Origin of the sequence: Photobacterium sp. 53610, from assembly GCF_036409375.1 — a bacterium.
Lineage (GTDB): Bacteria > Pseudomonadota > Gammaproteobacteria > Enterobacterales > Vibrionaceae > Photobacterium.
On sequence record NZ_JAXOFS010000001.1, the window covers coordinates 1,268,894 to 1,289,417 of the forward strand.

At 50.0% G+C, this 20,524-nt stretch carries 3 protein-coding genes; all 3 read right to left on the reverse strand.

Annotation, left to right across the window (positions count from 1 at the left end; translation table 11 throughout):
• Nucleotides 1–21 precede the first annotated feature (21 nt).
• Entirely contained in the window at nucleotides 22–1,713 is a 1,692-nt protein-coding gene (locus SPK40_RS05830) for a radical SAM protein (protein ID WP_330959735.1), read from the reverse strand.
• Nucleotides 1,714–2,215: 502 nt separating this feature from the next.
• Entirely contained in the window at nucleotides 2,216–3,346 is a 1,131-nt protein-coding gene (locus SPK40_RS05835; RefSeq protein WP_330959736.1) for an SPASM domain-containing protein, read from the reverse strand.
• A gap of 610 nt (nucleotides 3,347–3,956) precedes the next feature.
• Nucleotides 3,957–20,426, reverse strand: coding sequence for an interleukin-like EMT inducer domain-containing protein (locus tag SPK40_RS05840; protein ID WP_330959737.1), 16,470 nt, complete (start codon nucleotides 20,424–20,426; stop codon nucleotides 3,957–3,959).
• Nucleotides 20,427–20,524 lie beyond the last annotated feature (98 nt).

The following is a 20,524-nucleotide window of genomic DNA, read 5'->3' on the forward strand; positions in this document are numbered from 1 at the left end:
TAAATCAACACCAATATTCATTTATGCTTTCAATAAATGATTCAAATTTGTTAAATCTACGATCTCATCGTTAAATATCGTATCACTGATAACCCGTAATAAATCAGGAAAATGATCATGAGACCGATTTGCCACATCACGGGATAAATATTCATCTGTAGAGAACGTTCCCCAGTTCATCAATCGTGAAAAAAATGCGCAATCTGCATGGTATCTCTTGGCAAATTCAACAAAAGCAGGCATTTCATCATAGTTGTTCTGCTGCACGACAAAGCTGAATTTAATATAACCAAGTTCACCCCGCTCCTTTAACTCACGAATAAATGATAAGTTCTCCAGAAGTTTTGAGTAACTGCCCCCTCGCCGGTTGATTTCATAAGTTTCCTGACAACTCGCATCAATCGAAATCTCAACATAGTTGATTCTGTCACGGACAAAATCTGGCAATTTATGCCAGATAAACGAGTTAAACAGCTGGCCATTACAATGCAGCAAGATTGAATGCAGACTCGGAAAATTCTCCTCTTTCATCCGCGCGAGAAAATCCCGCGAGAACGGTGATCCAAAGGCGTCACCGGCGCCGGAGATATACAGCTCCTGCAAATCGGTACTGTTTGCCTCAATCTGACGCTCAATGAATTTGATATCTTCTGCTGCTTTCCCTTCTGCAAGAATCACATCATGCCGACACGACGGGCAAGACAGATTGCAGGAAGGGTCAAAACCATAGTTGATAAACTCAAATCCACTTTCTAAGTAACCGCTCTCTTGCAAGATGCCGTGTTGAACCACAGAGGGTAACTCTGTAAAGGTTTTCAGCTGTGATTCCGGATTGACCAGCTTTGGGCACACATCATGACGGCAATATCGATACGACCCGTCCAGAATCGATTTTCGAAATTCAGCTGCGTCTTCATTATTCCATAAGGTGTCGAGTGCTGCGTCTCTTGGATCTCCGACACTCGGATACCCATGCCAGGCACTACAACAAAAATAAGCGCCATCATTCACCAGAATCAGCTCACGAAATGGTGAAATACAGTAAAGGTTTTCACCATTTTGATTCTGAACCCCTTCAACCCAGTCCCAATCACGAAGGACAGGCTCATTTCTCAGATACAGTTGAATTTCTTCCAGCGCACTGAAAGCGTCCAGACTTTGCACATCATTCCATTGCAAAATTGCTTTTAATGACGCCGGATAATTCCGAAGCAAACGCAAAGTAATAAAATCTGAGGGTAGCCGATGGTGAATGACATCCGCAGTGTTATCGGTAAAAACCCTGCCATTCATGACATAGGGAAATTTATCCAGGCCATTGCCTCTGGCCCATTCAATAAAAGGACGGGCACTTGTTTTCTTCCAGGCACTAATAATGGTGTCATGCTCAGAAAATACCAAGAACTCCTGTTTCCTGAAACTTTCTTCAGGTTCAAACGTATACAGCTTCGCATGGTGTTCACTCTCAAAGTACTTGCGGATCAGCGCAGAAACAGAAGTTTCATTCGCATCCCATAATTGTCTGAGTTGCGAATTCAACCAGACACGAAGATTATTTTCTTCGTTGTCTGTGATATCCAGTACTTCTATTCTTTCCATACACCTATGACCGTGCTTAGCGTCTAAGCAACAGGTAACCTCTTTACATCCTTTGCCTGCATCATACCGACAGCATTTTGACACCACAATATTAATAATTAGATTTATACGCACCGTTCACATTATTCATTGCAACGCATTTGCAAAAGTTTTCATGTTCGGTTCCATTTATGGCAATAAAAAGTAGACTTTCTCATTTTACAGAGACTGCTATCACAAATTGTTATTTGTCTAGGCAATTTCAAAAGAAATACAATATTCCTGTGAAACATTTAACGACAGACAAAAGTTAAATATGAGTTAAATTCATGTGATGGTTTTTCACAGGGTTGATTTTTAATTCGCTCACTCAAACTAAAGCTGAAATAAATTCATACAAAAAACGCCAAAAAGATTCTCTATCAGCAAATTAATGACAAAAAAAAGCTCGATGATTATTTAAAAGGTATATTTGATTTATTTTTATTCAGAAATATAAATAAATCTCCAGGCGTGAAGAAAATTTCAGTGATTGCAATTCACCATCTTGTTGCAAAACAGACAGAGGGGAAATTTCAGGACAAATTGAAATGATACAGCTGAGATGGCTGAAGCCGTCAATCGTGAGAGATGAGCGCTACCAGGAAAAATCAATAAACACAGACTCACTGTAACCACTGACGATGCCATGTTTCTGGATGAAATCCTGAAACTCGCCGTGTAGCGGATGTGACCGGAGATGAATTGCCTCGTGGTCATAGCTCCCCTCAATGACATAGGCTGACTCTGACCAGGCTTGCAAAGGATGAATCACCAGATAGCTTGCCCCGAGTGATTTTCCCAACTCAATAAAAGCCGGTATTTCCTGATAATTGCTCTTTCGGTAGACCATCACCAGTGTGATTTCGTTAATTTCCCCAATTTGATGCAGGCGCTGAACAAATTTCAGGTTCTTCATCAGCCTCTCAAAACAGCCACCCCGTACTGTCGCATAGGTTTCAGCAGTGGCCGCATCCACTGAAATGCAGGCATAAATGGCCATGGAGCGAAGATAGGGATGAATGCGATACCAGTTCTTGTCTGTCCAAAGGAGCCCATTCGAGCGCAAAGTCACCATTTGTAGGTTCGGAAAATCATCGACCGGAAATTGATGGAGAAATTTTTGATACCAGCGACTGGCGAACACATCACCGGCACCATCGAATTCCAGAAATTCGATACCAGGCGTGATACTTCGCAAATTGCCATAAATGGTATCTAAACGCTGACTGCCCTTCTCTTCCATGTACAACTCATTGCGACATGAAGGACACTGCAAGTTGCAGGAAGGATCCATACCTAAATAAAGTCGGGTCGGCGGACTGACCAGGGCGCCGTCAAAGCTTTCCGGAGCATTCAGATAGTCGGAAAAATTACTGTTGAATAAGCCGGGATCTTTTTCGATTTCATCCACAGAATGAACCAAATTCCGAAGTGCCGGATTGTCTTTGTTGGCTGCCGCAGAACAGGTTTTGTCATTGCAGTATCTCAAACTGCCATCCACAAAGGACATTCTGAAAGTCTTGTAGATATCATTATTCCATATGTCCAGTGCATCCTGCTGAAGCAGGTTCCCGGCAACCGGCGTCATGTTTTGAATGTGCGACCCACAACAGATGTACAGATCGCCCTTCGGGTCGACGAGTACCTGATGAAAAGGCGTTTTACACAACAATGGTTCACTTGGCGTGATATCGACTATTTCGATTTTATTTTCGAATGGGTGCATGATCTGTCTCGCGATAAGTGATGCAGACATAGATTCGGTGTTGTTCACAATAATTTGGCTTTGTAAATTAAAAATGAATCTATACTCAATTTTGTTCGAGTAATAATTTCACCTCAATGAAAAAGACACTGATAAAACAGTCCTTGAATCAAGGATTATTTCGGAATAATGAACACACTTAACATTATCAGTAAAAAAGCGATGAGAATTGTTAAAATCAATAATTTCACACAGTGAAACACCCATCTCTTATTCAATGGATACTTCACTAAAGCATCAGCTGTATTGACATAATCAAACAACAAAAATACAGATGTTGGGATATGACAAGTATATATTGCTTTATATCTGCCCGGGTCGGTTTCTTTCATCATGAAACCTAAATAAACACTCAGGGCACATAGCGAAATGAGTGCCAACATACCAAGTAAGAATATAAAAAACAAAATAACACTCATTGCTGTCATTTATTCCTTCCAGTCGCCTTAAAAACCATTCGTAAACCATACTCACAGTCTATCATCTTTACGTCACCTTCTCGATTCTTGAATGATGCGCCCGAAATCAATCAGGCGCATTCTCATTTAAGCTAATTCATCTTTCAATCGTGTCATTTTAATCGGAAAAAATCAGCCACTGCATGGTAACCAGAATCTATTGTATCAATGACGTCATCACGATGAGTGTTGTAGAACTCATCTAATTGATAGTCAACATAAATTCCTGTTGCAGTGCCAGTGGCCAACGTCACTGCTGGAGCCGCGGGTGCAACTGTCATTGTCGTAATAGCTCCTGCGCCAGCCCCAACTGTGACACCTGCTGCCGTAGATACCATCCCGCTACCAAGCATTTGTATGCCATCAAGTCCTGTTGCAATCACAGCTCTGGAGCTAAATCCATCTTTTGCAAAGTTATTATAACTATCGGTCGTAAATTCAATGAAATCACCAATAAATCCTAAATTCTTACTAACTTTAAAAAATCTGGATTCCTCACTGATTAATCGTTGAGATCTTGATGTTGAGACATTTTCGCCATACGAACGCAGCATCTCGTAACCGTCTGGATCATAAATAGATGAATACGCTAAATCTGTCCTGACTTGAGATACTGATTCAGGCAGTTCCTTCCATAATTTCCAGCCAACTATTGAAGTATCCGAAATATTTTTCGAATAAGAGTTCAACTTTATACCATAAGCATCATAGGTGTCGTATAAATCAGCTGAATGCTGAATAACTTTTCCAACCTGCTGGCTAACATCTTGGAATCGGCTTGCTCCTCCAAGTACATGTCCCAAAACGGAAGGTACCTCTATTTGATCAGCCTGATGCTTCTCAAATACAGCGTCTAACCGTGTGCCATCTTCTGGGTAATGACCACTCTGCTTTGCTAATTCAATTTCTTGTCTTAATTTCTTGGATGCTTCCATAAAATTAAAACCAGTTTGATTACGGCCACTACTTTTTTCACCCGACATCCGGGAATCCAAAATTGCCTCATAATTCTTAATATCGGCAGCTTTCTTCAAGTTCACATCTTGAACTGCATTCATAACTCTTGCTGCATCATTCAACCGAATATCAAGTTCTTTCTTCGCGTTCAGCCTGTCATGAGCATCCATTTCCCTTGCGAGTGCATAAAGCTCCTGATCATGAGCTTTTTTACTCTGCAATTTCTGGTATCCATTCATACGATCAACGAGTGATGCTATTTGCTCCTGACGTTGTCTCTCCTGACGCTGCCCCCCCTGCCTCGCCACATTGGCCAGCGCATTGCCAAAGGCATCCGTCATCATCCGCCCGGCGTTATCTCTGAATGATTTACCCCGGATAGCATTTGAAACAGCCGCGCCTGCAAAGCCATTCAGGGTATCTCCCAGAATACCGAGATCTGACGTGAACTGAGCACTCCCCACACTGGCGACAGAACCGACGGCTGAAGCCGCAAAGCTTTTCCAGCTGAAGGATGCATCCATGCCGAGCGCTTTACTGCCAACATAGTTGGTCGCGTAGGACGCCGTACTCTGGACTAAGCCATGTGAGATTCTCGTTGAAAGCGGCACCGATGCAGCTTGCGAAGCATTTGTAGTCGAGCTGGCAGTCCCTGCATTCGCCGCACCATTGGCTGCATTTGTACCACCAGAAAGATACTGTCCAACCCCCGCTGTCGCAGCAGCAGCCAGTCCGCCTAACGCAACCTGGCTCCAGGAGAAGTCATCGACAACCCCCATGGCTTTACCAACCAGCTGAGAAGCGGCGGATCCAACAGCCCCACCAATTGCAGCTGCAGCCAAACCAGCGGTGACAGAGCCGGCCACGGTCGCGCCGCCCAGAACACCTAACCCTGCAGCACCGACTGTGGCTGCACCAGCTACACCAGTACCCGCCGCACTCATCATCGAACCAATTACACCGGCTGCTGCACCCGCGGTATAAATCGTCACCACAACTGCAATCACCACCATCACGATCATCGCAATCGGGTTACAGCTTTTCTTCGGTGGCGGCGGTGCAATCGGATCCGGATTAACGTTCCCCAGCACTTCACTTTCGTTGTATGGCTTGAAGCTTTCTGCCCCGTTAAACGTCTGCGTATGCTGATTTGGAATCACCAGTGATTTCCCTTCCACCAGCTTGTCGCTTGGTGACAGACCATTGGCATCCGCAATCAGGTACCAGTATCGGCTGTCGCCATAAACGGCCTGCGAAATGCGCTGCAGGGTATCATTGCCTCTGACAATGTATGCGCCGGGCTGAGCACCGGTGGCAGCCGCACTGTCGTTCAGTAAATCCGCATCCAGTTTGCTGTCGGTCAGTCGTGCCAGTGCATTCCCGGCCACCGCCAGTTCAGCACTGAGTTTACCGCCTTCCAGCTGTAATGCGATCTGGCCATTAAAACCAGTCAGCATCTTCCTTTCGCTTGCATCCTTGGTACTGTTGATCTGAGTCAGATGACCCGCCGAGTTGTAGCGGAAATCGGTGACCCCGGTTTTGTAGCCTTTCTGATCCCGGCTCGCAGTGATTTTAATCTTCTGGAAGCTCTCTTTTCCGCGATAGTCATAGACGTGCGTTTCAGTAAATCCTTCCCGAATCATATTGGTCTGTTGCTTCGCGAGCTGGCCCGAGAAATGGTACGTGAAAGCCAAGCTTTGTGTTGCGGTACCGTTCGTCACCACATCCTGCTGCTTGAGCTGTCCATCGCTGTACACATAGGTGGTTTTGGTCTGGTCCGTTTTACCCGAACCAGCGCGAATCAAACCATTCGTATGTTCATAACGGGTCGACAGCTCATTTTGCTCCAGCGCATGTCCGGTTCGCGAATTGGTCTGTGTCAGGAACCGGGTCTGATAACGTGCCGTACCGTTGTATTCATAAGACTGAATATTCTGTATATGGCCATTCACATCATAACCAAACAGGGTTTCCTGCTTGACGACAGCTTTCTTGCCATCACGCGTGACCGACGTCCAGACAATCTCTTTTTCTTTCTGGCCTGCGGCATTGTATTGAATCTGACGGCTTCCGGCTTTCCCTGCAAAACTCTGGGTCTCGGCAGCATTCTGATGCGACGCCACCATGCGGTTATCACCGTCGTATTGATACCAGCGGGTTTCGGACACAGTGCCCCGCTTGCTGACCACTTTCCGGCGGTTACCCACAGCATCGTACTGATAAGTCACACTTGAGTTTTCAAGTCTCTTCCCAAAACCTTTGGCTGTCGTTGTCCCAATCGACGCCAGTCTGCCATGACTGTCCCAATGACTGACCGTCACGAGCTGCTGATCGCCGTCCGTCAGGGTTCGCTGTGTTTCTTTACCATTTACGTCGTAGACATAGGTTTCACTCTTCGTGCCGGAAACCTGCTTTTTCAGCAAACCGTTGGTGAAATACTCAAAGCGGATATCCATACCGCCGCCGGTCTTGCGTGTCACCTGACCGAAAGCATCGTAGCTGTAACTGATCACACTGCCGTCGAGCAAAGTCTCGGTGAGCAAGCGTCCGGTTTTCGAGAACGTCGCACTCTTTCTGGCTTTTTCACTACCGCCTGCCAGCCAGGCTTCGCTGGTCTTGTTACCGAATGCATCATAGGTAAATTTCTGATGCTGGCCGCCGCCTTTGGTTTCCAGCACACGACCGGCCTGATCGAAACGTGTCCACTGGGTATACCCGGTTTCGCCCACCCATTCTTCGCTGTACCGCTGCCCGAGCTGGTCATAGGAATATCTGGCATATACTTCAGCAAACTTATCATCCAGCCGGAGCTTGGCACGGGTCAGCAACTGGCCATTATTGTTGTAGGTAAACATTTCACCCTGGCCCAGCGTGTTGATCCGGCCAACCATGTCACCACGGGCATCGTGATAATAGTGCGTCACCCCGCCGGCACCATTGATGTCTGAGAGCTTCTGCCCAGCCAGATCATAGGTGCTCTTCTGCCATTTTCCGTTCGCATCCTGAACGGCAATCCGGTTCCCGTTCAGGTCGTAGTAAATCTTAGAAACAGGCTTGCGCTTCGTGAGCGTTCCCTTGGTATCCAGAACATCCGTTTCAGGTCCCGTCTGTTCAATTACCTGATTGTTCTGGTTGTATTTGAACTGATAAACACTGCCATTCACGTTGCGGGTCAGCACGTTTCCGAAGCGATCCAGCACCTGCGTTGTGACCGGAGACTTGCCGTCAAAGCTCACGCCTTTCTCACTGGTCAGGTTGCCCATTTTGTCGTAATCGCGAACTACCACCCGGCTGCCGCCAGTCGTTTCACGAATGACTTTCCCCAGCCAGTTATATTGATAATTGGTCTTGATACCTTTGCGCTCTGCCGCGGTGACCTGACCGAAGCCATCATATTGATAACTTTCCTGCACCTCGTTATTGAGGCGTTTTTCAGTCACTTCACCAAAGGCGTTATACCGTGCCGTTTCAGTAATATTGCCGGATGAGGCGTTCACGGTTGTCGCCGTCTGACGTCCGGTTTTGTCATAACTGAAACGGGTCACTTTATCGAAACTGTAACTGAGCCCTCCCGTCGAGGAGACCTTCACCGTTTCCTGAACGACACGGTTCATCGCATCGGTCTGGATCTGGGTGTAGTTCCCCTCCGCATCTTTCCGGCCGGTGAGCTGGCCTTGCTGATTGAAATACTGGAACGTCGAGCGACCCTCGGTCATCGTGCTGACCTGATTTCCCTGGGCGTCGTAGAGATAATCGGTCCGCTGATGCGCTGACAGACGTTCAGGCTGACTGCCGCCGGCTACGGCAAGCGCCACACTTGAAACCACGTAGTCCCGTTTCTTGCCCCAGGTCGTGACCAGACGGCCCAATGCATCAAACTCATGCAGCACACGGTTAGCCGCAGTCGCATGATTGGCAGCCTCAACCGAATTTGCCTCCTGCACCGTCATATACATCCGGCCGGCATAATCGTGGTACGTCGTTGTGATCAGATTGCCGGTTTTCTCAGTAACCGTATTACCGTTATGGGCGTGGTAAACCACATGATGCCGCGTGGTCTGCGTCCGGTTCCCGCGGTGATCATAGCCGTAGCTCTCAAACCGTTGTGCATTTCCCTGCTGTTTCTGCCAAGCTTCAAGCGCCTTCAGGCTCCACTCACCGGTATAGCGGTTGGTGAATTCACGTTGTTCAACCAGCTGCCCCAGGCCGTTATAGCCATAAGCAGTGACATACCCTTCAGCATTCCGGGTCGCCAGCAGCTGACCCGTTAACGAGTACAGGTGCTGTCCGGTTGTGACTGATACGTTTTTCGCACTGCGCGTGGTGGAAACTTTTTCGCCGAATGCGTTATAAACCACGTCATCCCGAATAGTATCGCTGTTCACGCTGCTGCTTTGTGTCGCCGAAATTTCCTGTCCGCGCTGATCGTAGTTCCAGCTGATGGCACGGCTGGTGCCGCCACCGGCAACAAACTTCTCCAGCTCAGACAATGCAATGGCCGAGCCCTCAGGACGTTTCGCACTGAATGCGTTACTGTATCGGATCTGGGCTGTTTTCTGGCCGTAACTGTCGTAGCGGTATTCCGTCACAAAGCCCAGCTCATCGACATCAAAACGCAACTGACCTAACTGGTCGTAGACTTTATCCCGGCGACCGTTTTCAGCATTGATGTTGACTGATGCCAGGTTCTGTTCGTTGTAAATCACCGCATTGCCCGCCAGACCTTTCGCCTGCGTCTGATTCCCCATGACGTTGAATACAAAACGCTTGCTATTGGCCATGCTGGTTCCGGCAGCCGTGGTGCTGGCAATCACATTGCCCAGACTGTCATACTGATACTGGGTTTCAAGCCGCCCGATATGCTGAATCACTTTGCCGTCAGCCGTCACATCGGCATAACTGACAGTTGCAGACAGTTCAGAAATCAGCTGCCCGCGCGCGTCATACCGGTAGTCCGTATCATGGCTGACCGTTCCCGCATTGATCTCCCGGGCCACAGCCTGTTTCGACAGATAAACCAGTTGCTGGGCTTCGGAAAGTGTCGCTCCGGCCCGGTCTTTATAGGTTGTCGCGCGCTCCAGGTAAGCACTCACTTTACGATGCAGCGTCGTTGCAGCATCCAGGTCGGTATACACCTTGTTCAGATAACTGACGGTGGTATTCAGCTCACCTTTGGCTGTGTTCAGATCACCTTGTGCAACGTTCAGTTCTTTACGGGCAGCAACGACAGCAGCCAGCGCTTTCGCTTCATCAGATTTGGCAACATCCAGCAGCTGGCGAATCGTGACGATGGCGTTCTCAACCCCATCCATTTTTTCCCGGGCTTTTGCGAGATGGATTTCTGCCTGATCCATTGTCTGATGGGCATCGGCCACTTTCTGCTTCGCTGCCGTCAACGCTTGATTTGCTGAATTCAACGCGCTGGATGCGGCATTCACATCGGCTTGTGCCTGATCAACTTTGGTGGTTGCTGCGGCCAGCGCACTTTCTGTGGTCGTCAGATTTCCTTTCAGCCGGTTGACTTCACTCTGCGCTTTTTCAACTCGGGTCCGGGCAGCAATATCATCATTCAGTTTGGTACGAACATCAGAGACATACTTCAGCCCGCGTGCAGCGCGATCAGATTCGGCTTTAAATGCATTGATTTGCGCCTGTGTATAGGCGTTGGAAGAAACCCCTTCTTCATTGGTGTTTTTTGCCGTCAGAGAGTGCTTGTACTGGGCATAGAACTTATCTGCCAGAGACTTCACCTGACTCTGGTAATAGCTCTGCTGCTTCACCGCGGTATCAGAGAGCGCTTTACTGTCCGGCCCTTTGTAAATCGCCCCTGAATTTGACGTAAACTGCTGCTTAAAGCCGTTCATCAGGTCAGCTGCGGCCTTGCGGTCTCTGAACGCAGCGTCAATCTGAGCCTGCGTATAACCGACGCTGCCGCCGCCCTGTTCTTCGGAGAGCTTTCTGTATTTGTTGTTTAAGCGATGTTGATAAATCGCATCCATATCGCGGAAGTTTTCTTCTACCACCCAAACCGCATCGCCCCAGGAACGGAACGTTTTCACTGCCGTCGCTGTATTCGATTTATGGGTCTGCGCTTTTTTCAGTTCAGCTTCCGCATTCGCCAGTGCTTTCCGGGTTGCATCCCGATCCGCCTGACGCTGTTTGAGCACGGCCTGATTGCTGCTCAGGACGCTGTTCGCACTGTGATAGGCGTGTGATGCACCGGACTGAGCCTGCGTTTTGCTATTCAGGTTCAGCTCTGAAGCGCGGATCGTTTCAGCCCCGGTCCGTTTCGCTTCTTCCCAGGAAATAATCTCCAGCTCTGTAGTGAACCGCTGGTTGTTTTTTGCATTCAGATCACTGGCAATCTGCTCGGCCTTATCGCGGCTTTGCTGATGGGCAGCCAGTTTTTCATCATAGTTACGTTTTTGCTTTTCTAATGCGTTGCGTTGCTGCTCGATCCGATCCCCCAGCGCCGCAAGCTGACCTTTGAGATCAGTCACTTTCTGCTGGTTCACCAGCATGTCCCGTTCAGCCTGCGCTTTCACTGCATTCGCACTGTCCAGGCTGTCGACCGTTGCATGAATCAGCGAATCACTGTTCTTCCCGCCATCAGAGAGGGTTTTGAGCAACGCTGATTGTTCCTCAAGTGCTTTGTCCCTTTCCGTCTGTAATTGATTCAGCTTGCTGACTGCATCTGTATGTTCTTTCTGCGCAGCCTGCAGCGCTAAACGCGTTTCTTTTTCATACTGAACGACCGTCGCATCGCCGGCGGCATTGGATGACAGCAACTCAAGCGTTTGCTTAGCAGAGGCAATCGCATTTTCAGCCCCAGCCAGCCGCGTCTGCGCTTCCTCAATTTGCACGCCAGCCTGAGCAAACTGTGCTTCGGCCTGCTGGTAAGACTGAGTCGCACTATCGAGTTTCGATTTCGCAGCATGATATTGCGCCGAAATTCCTTCAAACTGGCTCGAGACTTTGTTCAGCGCATCGCGCGCAGTGCTCACTGTCACGAGTACAGCATTGTAATTCCTGGTCGCGGTATCAATCGCAGTGGCTGCTGTCGCTTTTGCCACTTTCAGCTGACTGATGTCATTCGACGCCGCATTTCGCTGAGAGACCCAGGCGTTATACTCATTCTCTCTGGCTTTGACCGCAGAGGCTGCACTGTCCCGTGCCGCTCGTTTGCTGTTAATTTCCGAAAGCGAAGTTCCCCATGAGTGACCCTCTTCATTGGTATGACGTCCGGCAACCGCTTTTTTGTAGGCCGCATCAGTATTGCTTAAATGCTGACGTGCACTGTCCAGTCGTGATTTCGCGGCATTGACTTCCGGAACGGCTTTGTTATACCGGCCTTCGGCCGCTTTCAGATCCTGGTTAATACTCGCCAGATTGTTCTGAGCTGCGGTTAACTCAGAGACTCTGTTTCGTTTATTCGCCTCAGCCTCATTGAGCTTTTTCTCCGCAGCCGTCTGTTCGCCGAGCCCCTTCTGATAATTGCTCAGAATCGAATCAAACCCGGCTTGCGCCTTCGCCTGCTCACTGACAAGCTTCGTCCGCTGTGCGGCAAGCTGTTCACGTAACGCTGTGGCAGTTTTCAGCGCCTGAGTCGCAGAAGCTTTTTCTGCGATCGCTGAATCATAGGCAGCCTGTGCAAGGTCGACCTGCTCTTGCGGCGTTGCTATCTTTTCCTCAAGCGTTTTCTTTTTCGCGGTTAACGTGGCCTCAGCAGCTTTCCACGTCTGAGTTGCCTTGCTGTATCGTGTATTGGCTGCAGAAATCGTACTTTTAGCCGTATTCAGGGTCGTTGTGGCGTTATCAAACGGCGTTTTTGCTGCATCAAGTGCTTTTGACGCATTGGCCAGTGCCGCATTCGCTTTGTCTGCATTGGCCTGTGCAGTATTTTTCTGTGTGGTCGCAGTACTGAAGTTATTCTTCGCTGCATTCAGCGTGTTCAGATACCCGGCCCGGGTATCCCACTTCGCTTGACGGGCACTGTAGGCTTTGTTGGCTTGATCAACCCAGGAATTATGTGAGTTGATTTTGCTCTGATAGGTTCGCAATTTTGCATCGCGTGTCGCCCGGCGACTGTTCAGTCCGGCGCTGGTTTTACCGCTCGGGTTTTCTTCGGTATACCAGCTGCGCTTACTGTAGGCGGTGTAATCCGCAGCCGCGCGTTCATAATCTTTCCGGGCAGCTTCCCGCTCACGCGAGGCTGCATCACGGTTTTTCACCGTATTTTGATAATGCGTATCTGCTTTCGACCATTCACCATGGTGATAGTTAAAATCAGACTGCGCTTTATTCAATGCAGACTGTTTTCCAGAAAGATTTGTGTTCGCAGAATTTAGCGCACTATTGGCACTGTTCGCGGCAGATTGCGCTGAGTTTTTAGCAGCAAGCGCTTTGTCATAGTTCGCTTTCGCCGTGTTAAAGGCGAGTTGTTTCTGATTCTGGCTGGCGAGGCTCGCATCCCGGTGCTTGATGGCAGCCTGATATTCTGCCCATGCGGTATCCCGGACTTTCTGAGCATCTCCGACTGCTTTTTTCGCTGCGCTAATCGCCGCCTGACGTTCAGCCTGAGCTTTGTTATAGGCCTCCCGGGCAACAGCATATTCTTTCTCACGTTGTGCCAGAGACACTGCCGCCAGCTCAACTTTTGATTTCTGTGCATCAATCTCCGCCGTTAAGATCTGGAGCTTCGACTTCAGCGCATCAATTTTATCGAGTGTTTCAGTGGTACTATTGCCCGCTGGCGGGAGCACAACATCATCGGTCGGCGTTTGCGGCAGAGAAGGTGCCGTCCCGGTGTTGTCGGCCGGTACCTTCGGATTGCTATTTATCGCAGCATTGGTCTCGTTTTGTTTCTTGATCGCTTCGGACAGGGTTTGCTTCGCTGCCTTCACTGCAAGTTCTGAATGCCGTACCCCTGAACGGGCGGTCAGATCTGCCTGAATATCTGCCGATAGCTTATCCAGAAATTCGATCGCAGAAATGACCTGATTCAGCTTATCTTTCGCCTGTGTGGCTTTTGCTGCATCCTGGCTGTTTAACGCCGCCTGATACTGCTTCTGCAGCGAGGTCTTTTCACTGTCCAGGGTATTTCGGTGACCTGAAATCAGAGACAGCGCGGAATTTCCAGCAGCATCACTCTGAACCGACGCATGAATTTTACCGCCCGTGGTTGTGTAATCGGCTTTCCATTCCGGATGAAGCGTGGTGAGCACACTGGCTTTCACAAGTGCCTGTACGGCTGCTGCAGTTTGCGCTTTGTGGCTGCTGGCCTCAGTGAATGCCTTGTCTGCATTCGTGACCGCTTTCTTCGCGGCTTCAACTTCCGCTGCATTCTGGCCTTTTAAACGGGCTTCATGTGTTGCAATTTCACTTTCTAACGCATCGATCTTTTCCTGCAGTTTCGCATGACGTACCAGCTCAGTTTTCACTTCGTTCTGCAAGCCGGATAACCGGTGATTCGCATCCTCGATGCTGATCCCCAGGTCATGGTTGGCGTTATTCGTGGCCGCAATCTGGCCTTCAAGCGTATTCAGTTCCTGAATCAGGCCGCTGATCCGTCCCTGCTGATGATTCAGCTCCGATAACTTCGCTTTCAGTTCCGCAGAAGCGTTGTCCAGGCTTTGCAGGCTCTCTGTAAGTTGCAGGAATACGGCATATTCGGAGGCCGTCGCACTGCCTTTACGAATGTCATTCAATGCGTTCCGGACAGCCGAGTTGTCGACATATTCTTTCTTCCGGCTCTTCTGAGACTGGCGGTTGTACTGGTATTCCACCAGGAAGCCATCGCCATCCATCGCGAACCGGAGGCGTCCCATCTGGTCATATACACTGAGCTCAGCGCTGACCCGGCCCGCCTCAACTTCCTGAGACAAATGCGTTTTCAGCGCATTTACGGACGTGGCTGAAAGGTCTGCCAGCTGGAAATCCGTGTTGTAGCGGATGGTATGGGTAATACGGCCTTCTTTATCGTAACCGCGTTCACTGATACGCCCCTGCGCATCGATCGCATACTGAAGACGACCATGGGCGTCGTAAACCGACTGACTGATCCGGTTGCCTGAAGCAGCCGTGTTCCAGTTCGCCTCTTTCACCGTTTTCTGGTACTGAGTGGTCGTAATTACCTGGCCGTTCGCATTATACAAATAGCCCGTCGCATACCCTTTTTCATCGATCTCGAAGGCAACCCGGCCTTCATTGTCATATCGGGTTTCGGTGCTTCTGTCTTTTGCCGGATCGGCAGCTATGGCTGCTTTCAGGCTCGCTTCCGTCAAGGACGACTGAGGTGCAACCGCTTTGCTGAACCGCGTTGTTTTCACCACCCGGTTCGCAGCGTCGTAGTCAAACTGGGTGACATAGTTCAGCGCGTTGATTTCATATCTGACCCGACCCAGCGCATCATAGACATACCGGGTCGTCGCACCGATACCGGTCGCTTTTTCCAGCACTTTCCCGGAGCCGTCGTAACGATACAACGTCGTCTGGCTGCTTGCCGAACCCGACCAGTCGGCCCCTGATTTGATTCGTTTCCCGGTCAGATTGCCGTTTGCATCGTAGCTGAACTCGGTGACCCGCTCTTCAAGCACCCGGTCACTGGCTGAGACTGCCCCTTCAACCGTTTTCAGCACCTGACCATTGGCGTCATAGGTAAAGAGGGTTGCCACACCCCCCTGCTCGACCCGGACTTTTCTGCCGTTGTTGTCATAGCGGATATAGATCCGCTGATCTTCGGTATTTTCCCAGACCCGCTGACCCTGCTTGTCGTAACCGTATTCCGTTGACAGTTTTTCACCGTCCGCGTCTCGGATCACTTTCCACTGCTGGCCAATCGCGTTATAGCGGTACTCGGTGCGTGTGCCTTCGGCATTGATGTCGAATTTCAGCAACCCAGTGGTGGCATCGTATTCTTTGCGGGAGAGGATTTCAGGCGTGGTACTGCCGGCGGCAATAAACTCTGAACGGAGCAGTTGACCCTGATGGTCGTAATGGAACAGACGGCGATGACCCAGAGCATCGGTGATCGATGTTGTTTCACCATGGGCATTCTTTTCAGTCACGGTACGAATGCCGCCCGGCGAGACTACCGTCACCTGATTTCTGGTATCGTCATACTCATAGCGCGTCGTCTCGCCCTTGCCATTGGCCAGTGACAACGTCCGGCCCAGCGCATCCAGTTCAATGCGCTCCTGCAATGCACCGGAAAGCTTGACCGTTTTCACGCGGCCACCGTGGAGGTAATCCACAATTTTCTCGCGACCTGCACCATCCAGTTCGCTCACCACACGGCCCATGTGATCATATTTCCGGGACCACTGCGCCTGATAACGCACTGTCGGCTGACGAACATCCGACAATTCATCCCCGCCGGAAATCCGGCTGCCTGCACGATAATCTTTGGCGACGCGCTGCTCGACCACATTCCCGCGCGCATCGTACCGGTATTGCGTGATTTCACGGGAAATATGATTGCCCGAGCCGGACAAAAACGAGGAATAAGCATCACTGACGTGTTGCTTCACCAGATAACCCAGCTTGCCCTGCTTGTTATACAGGTAACTGGTGACGGCTTTTTCGCCATCCACAGTTCGCAGCACCCGGCCCGCTTTATCATAGGCAAATTCAGATTTGACAATGCCAGCCACCAGCTGTTGTTTCACTTGCCCGAATGCGGTGTAAACCGTGCTCTTTGTATTGCCCAGCGCATCGGTTTGCTGAATCAGCCGCCCGGACTTGTCATATGCATAGCTCGTTTTACCGGTGGATGGATGATAGTCGCTGACTTTCCAGCCCATGGTGTTATAAACCGACTGACTGCCCCGGGCCGTAATCAACGCGGAAACATTAGCTGTTTTCCAGTCCTGACTGCCCGCGACAGCAACACGCCCGGTCAGCTCACCGAACTTGTTATAGTCCATATAGACAGAGCGGCTTTCTTTGGTATTCGCGCCGCTGATTTGCTGGCGAAGCAGACCCGTCACGTCATCGTACTGATAGCGTGTCTCAATGCCATGCTGATTGACGCTGGCAATAAGTCTGCCGGCTGCATCAAACTTGTCCCGGGAAATTTGCTGCGCACTGCCGGCCTGCTGCAGAATACTCTCGATTCCGCCCTGTCGGTTGGTCACTGCATTCGTGTAGCGGTAGGTGACCTTTTCCTTGCCGCCATCCAGATAGCGCGTTTCGGTCAGGAAGCCCTGTTCATCCAGAAGGTACTGCTGACGGCCGCGACTGTCATAGAAAACATTCGAACTGTCATAACTGTCCGACCCGCTCGTTTCTGCCGCCTTTTCTGAAAGCGCAACCTTACCAATACTGCCTGTGCCGCGGATTAAAAACGCGTTTACATGCAGAATTTTATTGCCCGGTTCAACCGCAGCCAGATCGGCTTCCAGATCACGGGTGACGGTATTCCACTGCCCGTTGTTAATGCTGCCGATGTAATGGTGCGCGTAGCCGTTCTTGATACTGCTGCTACCCGTCCCCGTATGGTACTGGATGTAACGATGTCCTTTCTCCGTTTGCAGGCTGATGTAAACCGTCATGTCCTGGGAATAATTCATATCCCAGCTCAACAGACGCATATCGGTATTTTTCCAGCTTTCGTTCGCATTGTTGTTTGCCAAGCGATAGCCATTTGACATCCCTGAACCACGGAGATCGATCACTTCGCCGCCGTAGGCAGCGTCGTATCTCGGGGTCATGGTCGCACCCGCAGGAGAATTGGCGTACACCTGCCATTTATCTAAATCGACTTCATGACCGTTCTGATAAACCCTCTCGCCGCGGGGTTTGTAAAGCCGGGTTTCAATCAGCTTGCCGGAGGCATCGTAACTGAAGCGCTTCACGAAACCGTCGGCGTCTTTCTGCTCCGTCAGTCGTCCTGCATTGTCATACTGGCTGCTCAGCACCCGGGCTGCGCTTGCATAGCCTTCGGTGTAATGACGCACCTGAATTTGCCGGTCCAGATCATCGTAGATGTATTCTGTCACCTGCTGCTCAGCATCAATTGTGCGGGAAAGGCGCCCCAGTGCATCAAACTCGCTGCGGATCACCCGGTGCGCCCGCATGGCATCAATCAGGCCAAGAACTTCTTTCCCACTCACGGTCAGCTGGCCGCCCGACAACCAGCTTTGTGTGTTCACACTGCTGTCGTACTGAATTTCACGGATAATCCGGCCTTCACTGTCCCTCTGATATTCCGTGATTTGCCCTGAAGCAGACACCGTGATCCACTGACGTCCCGCATCATCATAAAACACAGCGCTGAGACTGCCGTTGGCTTCCTGTGTCGCCACAAGCTGGCCGCTTTTGTTGTAGATGTAATGACGCTCACGGCTCGTCTCTCCGGCAGCACTCACGGTTTCTGAGATCAATTCGCCACGCTGGCTGAAAGTTCTTCTTGTCGTGACCCCATTCTCGGTGGTCACCAGCACCTGCCGGTTCGCATCCAGATACTGAGTCACCACAGTGTTCCCGGCGGCATCGGTGGTGCTGGTAATGCGATTTAATCCGTCAAAAACCTGAGTGGTGGTTGACTTCACATCCAGCCGGCCCGATTTGATATCACCGGTCAGCGTTTGGGTGCCAATCAGATTGCCGAAGGCATCATAGGTCGTCCGCACATGCTCGGCATTGGACAAGGTATAATTCACAGTGGATTCAGGGAAACGCGGGCGGTAATCTTGATGGGTCGTCACCCACTTGCCGTCTTTCGCTTCAGCAATCGCCAGGAAAGCACTGCGGGTTTCTGCATGCTTCAGGGTCTGCGCATTGATCCCCAGACCACTCAGCGCATTTTTTGCGTCCTGATTCAGACGGTTTGTCCATTCATCAGAAGAAGTGACAATGATCTGAAGACCGGCAGTGGTCGCTTTCAGCGTTTTCAGATGTGCCACAAGCTGTGCCGAGGCATCATCCTTGCCATAGGTATCGAAAGTTTTGGTCGAGATCAGCTTGTTACTGGCATCGACAACCGTGACCGTCAGACCCCGTCCGTTGCCGCCCACATGTTTGCCATCAATGGTCACGCCGCGGTTCGTTGTTCTGAATCCGGCAAAGTCATAGCCGGATGACGTGATTTGCAGATCATGAATCGTATCGCCACGGCCCGCGGTATCCAGCCGGTGATAAGTGGTTTGCGTGTGCAATTCACCCCGCTGATAGGTGTATTCTGTCAGCTCCGTCGATTGTTTATTTTGCTTGCTTGCCCAAGTCGTCAAAGCCGCCAGCTCAGGCAGTTTAGTCGCCTGCAAAGCAGTGCCCAGATAGCGCCGCATTGAGGTCCGCTGACCGAAGCCATTGTACTGGTATTCAGTCACGGTACCGGCTGAAGAGACTTCAAAACGCAGGTTTTGCTTGTCATACACAAAGTAAGCACTCGACGCCACCTTACCACCGGCATACTGATGGCTGGCGACCAGCAGATTATTTTGGTACTCATGTTTCAGGTACAGCACACCGTTGCGGGTCGATTCCGTTAAATTGCCCTGTGCATCGTACTTGTTCTGAATTGTTTTCCCGGCACTGTCCCGGACCAGAATCAGGTTATCCTGATCGTCATACTGATAGGTGACCTGTCCCTGTACCTGCCCGTTTTCACGCGGCAGATTATTCACATCTCCCTGATAATCAACCGCCGGAGACAACACAGACACCAGACGGCCTTTGTCATCATGCTGGTAAAACCAGACTTCACCATTGTTATCGGTGATTTGCAGCTGATGCCCGTTGGCACGGTTGGTCTGATAATTCAGTAAGGTCACAACACCGTTGTCATCAATTTTACTCAGGCGGCTTTTTCCGCCGACGGTCTGATAACTGAAACTGACCTGACTGCCATCGCTCTTTTGAATTGACTTCAGGAGATAACTGTTCGCATCCTGATAGGTATAAGTCGTGGTGAAAACTTTCCCGTCCGTAATCGACTTATCTTCAGGGGACAAGTCAACTTTGACCTGACTTAAACGGCCTTTTGAATCGTAGCTGTAGTGAACTTTGCTATGGGAGTGTGTCAGCTTGCCTTCAACCTGGGTATAGCTGTCCAGGCGGGTTAACTGGCCTTTACTGTTGTAGACAAAACGCAGTTCTTCGCCGCTGGCATTTGAAACCGCACTCAGCCGGTTGCCGCTGTAACGGTAACTCACCCGGTTACCATGTTTATCTTCAGAATGAATCAGTTTGCCGTCGGCACTTTGATAAGTTTCCTGAATCCCGCTGGTGCCTTCCGTGTACACCCAGTTGCTGCCGACTTTGACAATGGTGTCATGAGCACCGCCACCCGCCGCAGAAAGATATGAACCATCTTCCTGTTTTTTGAAAATCGCGACATGGCCGTCACCGGTAATCCGGTGCAGCTCTGAACCAACCATCCGGATCTGACGCTCAAAAGAAAAACGCCAGTTATCGGCATCAAAATCGTTTTTCGCGCCCTGGCTGTTGTAGGTGCGGGCAAGTGATAAATCCAGTCCCCGACTGACCAGTGTCTGATCGTTACTTTGAACAACCAGATTCCCTGTGGATGCATTGATACTCAACCCTTTGGTGCTGGACAGCTTAATCCCCGCTTGCCCAAGAACATCATAATGACCTAAACCTGCACCACCGATGACAACAGCCATAGCTAATCCCTTTTGATTACATTATCGACGCTCTCTAATGGACGGTTCTGCAAAGAAAAGTTAATTATTTTTCGAGGAAAATTAATTTTTACGTCCTT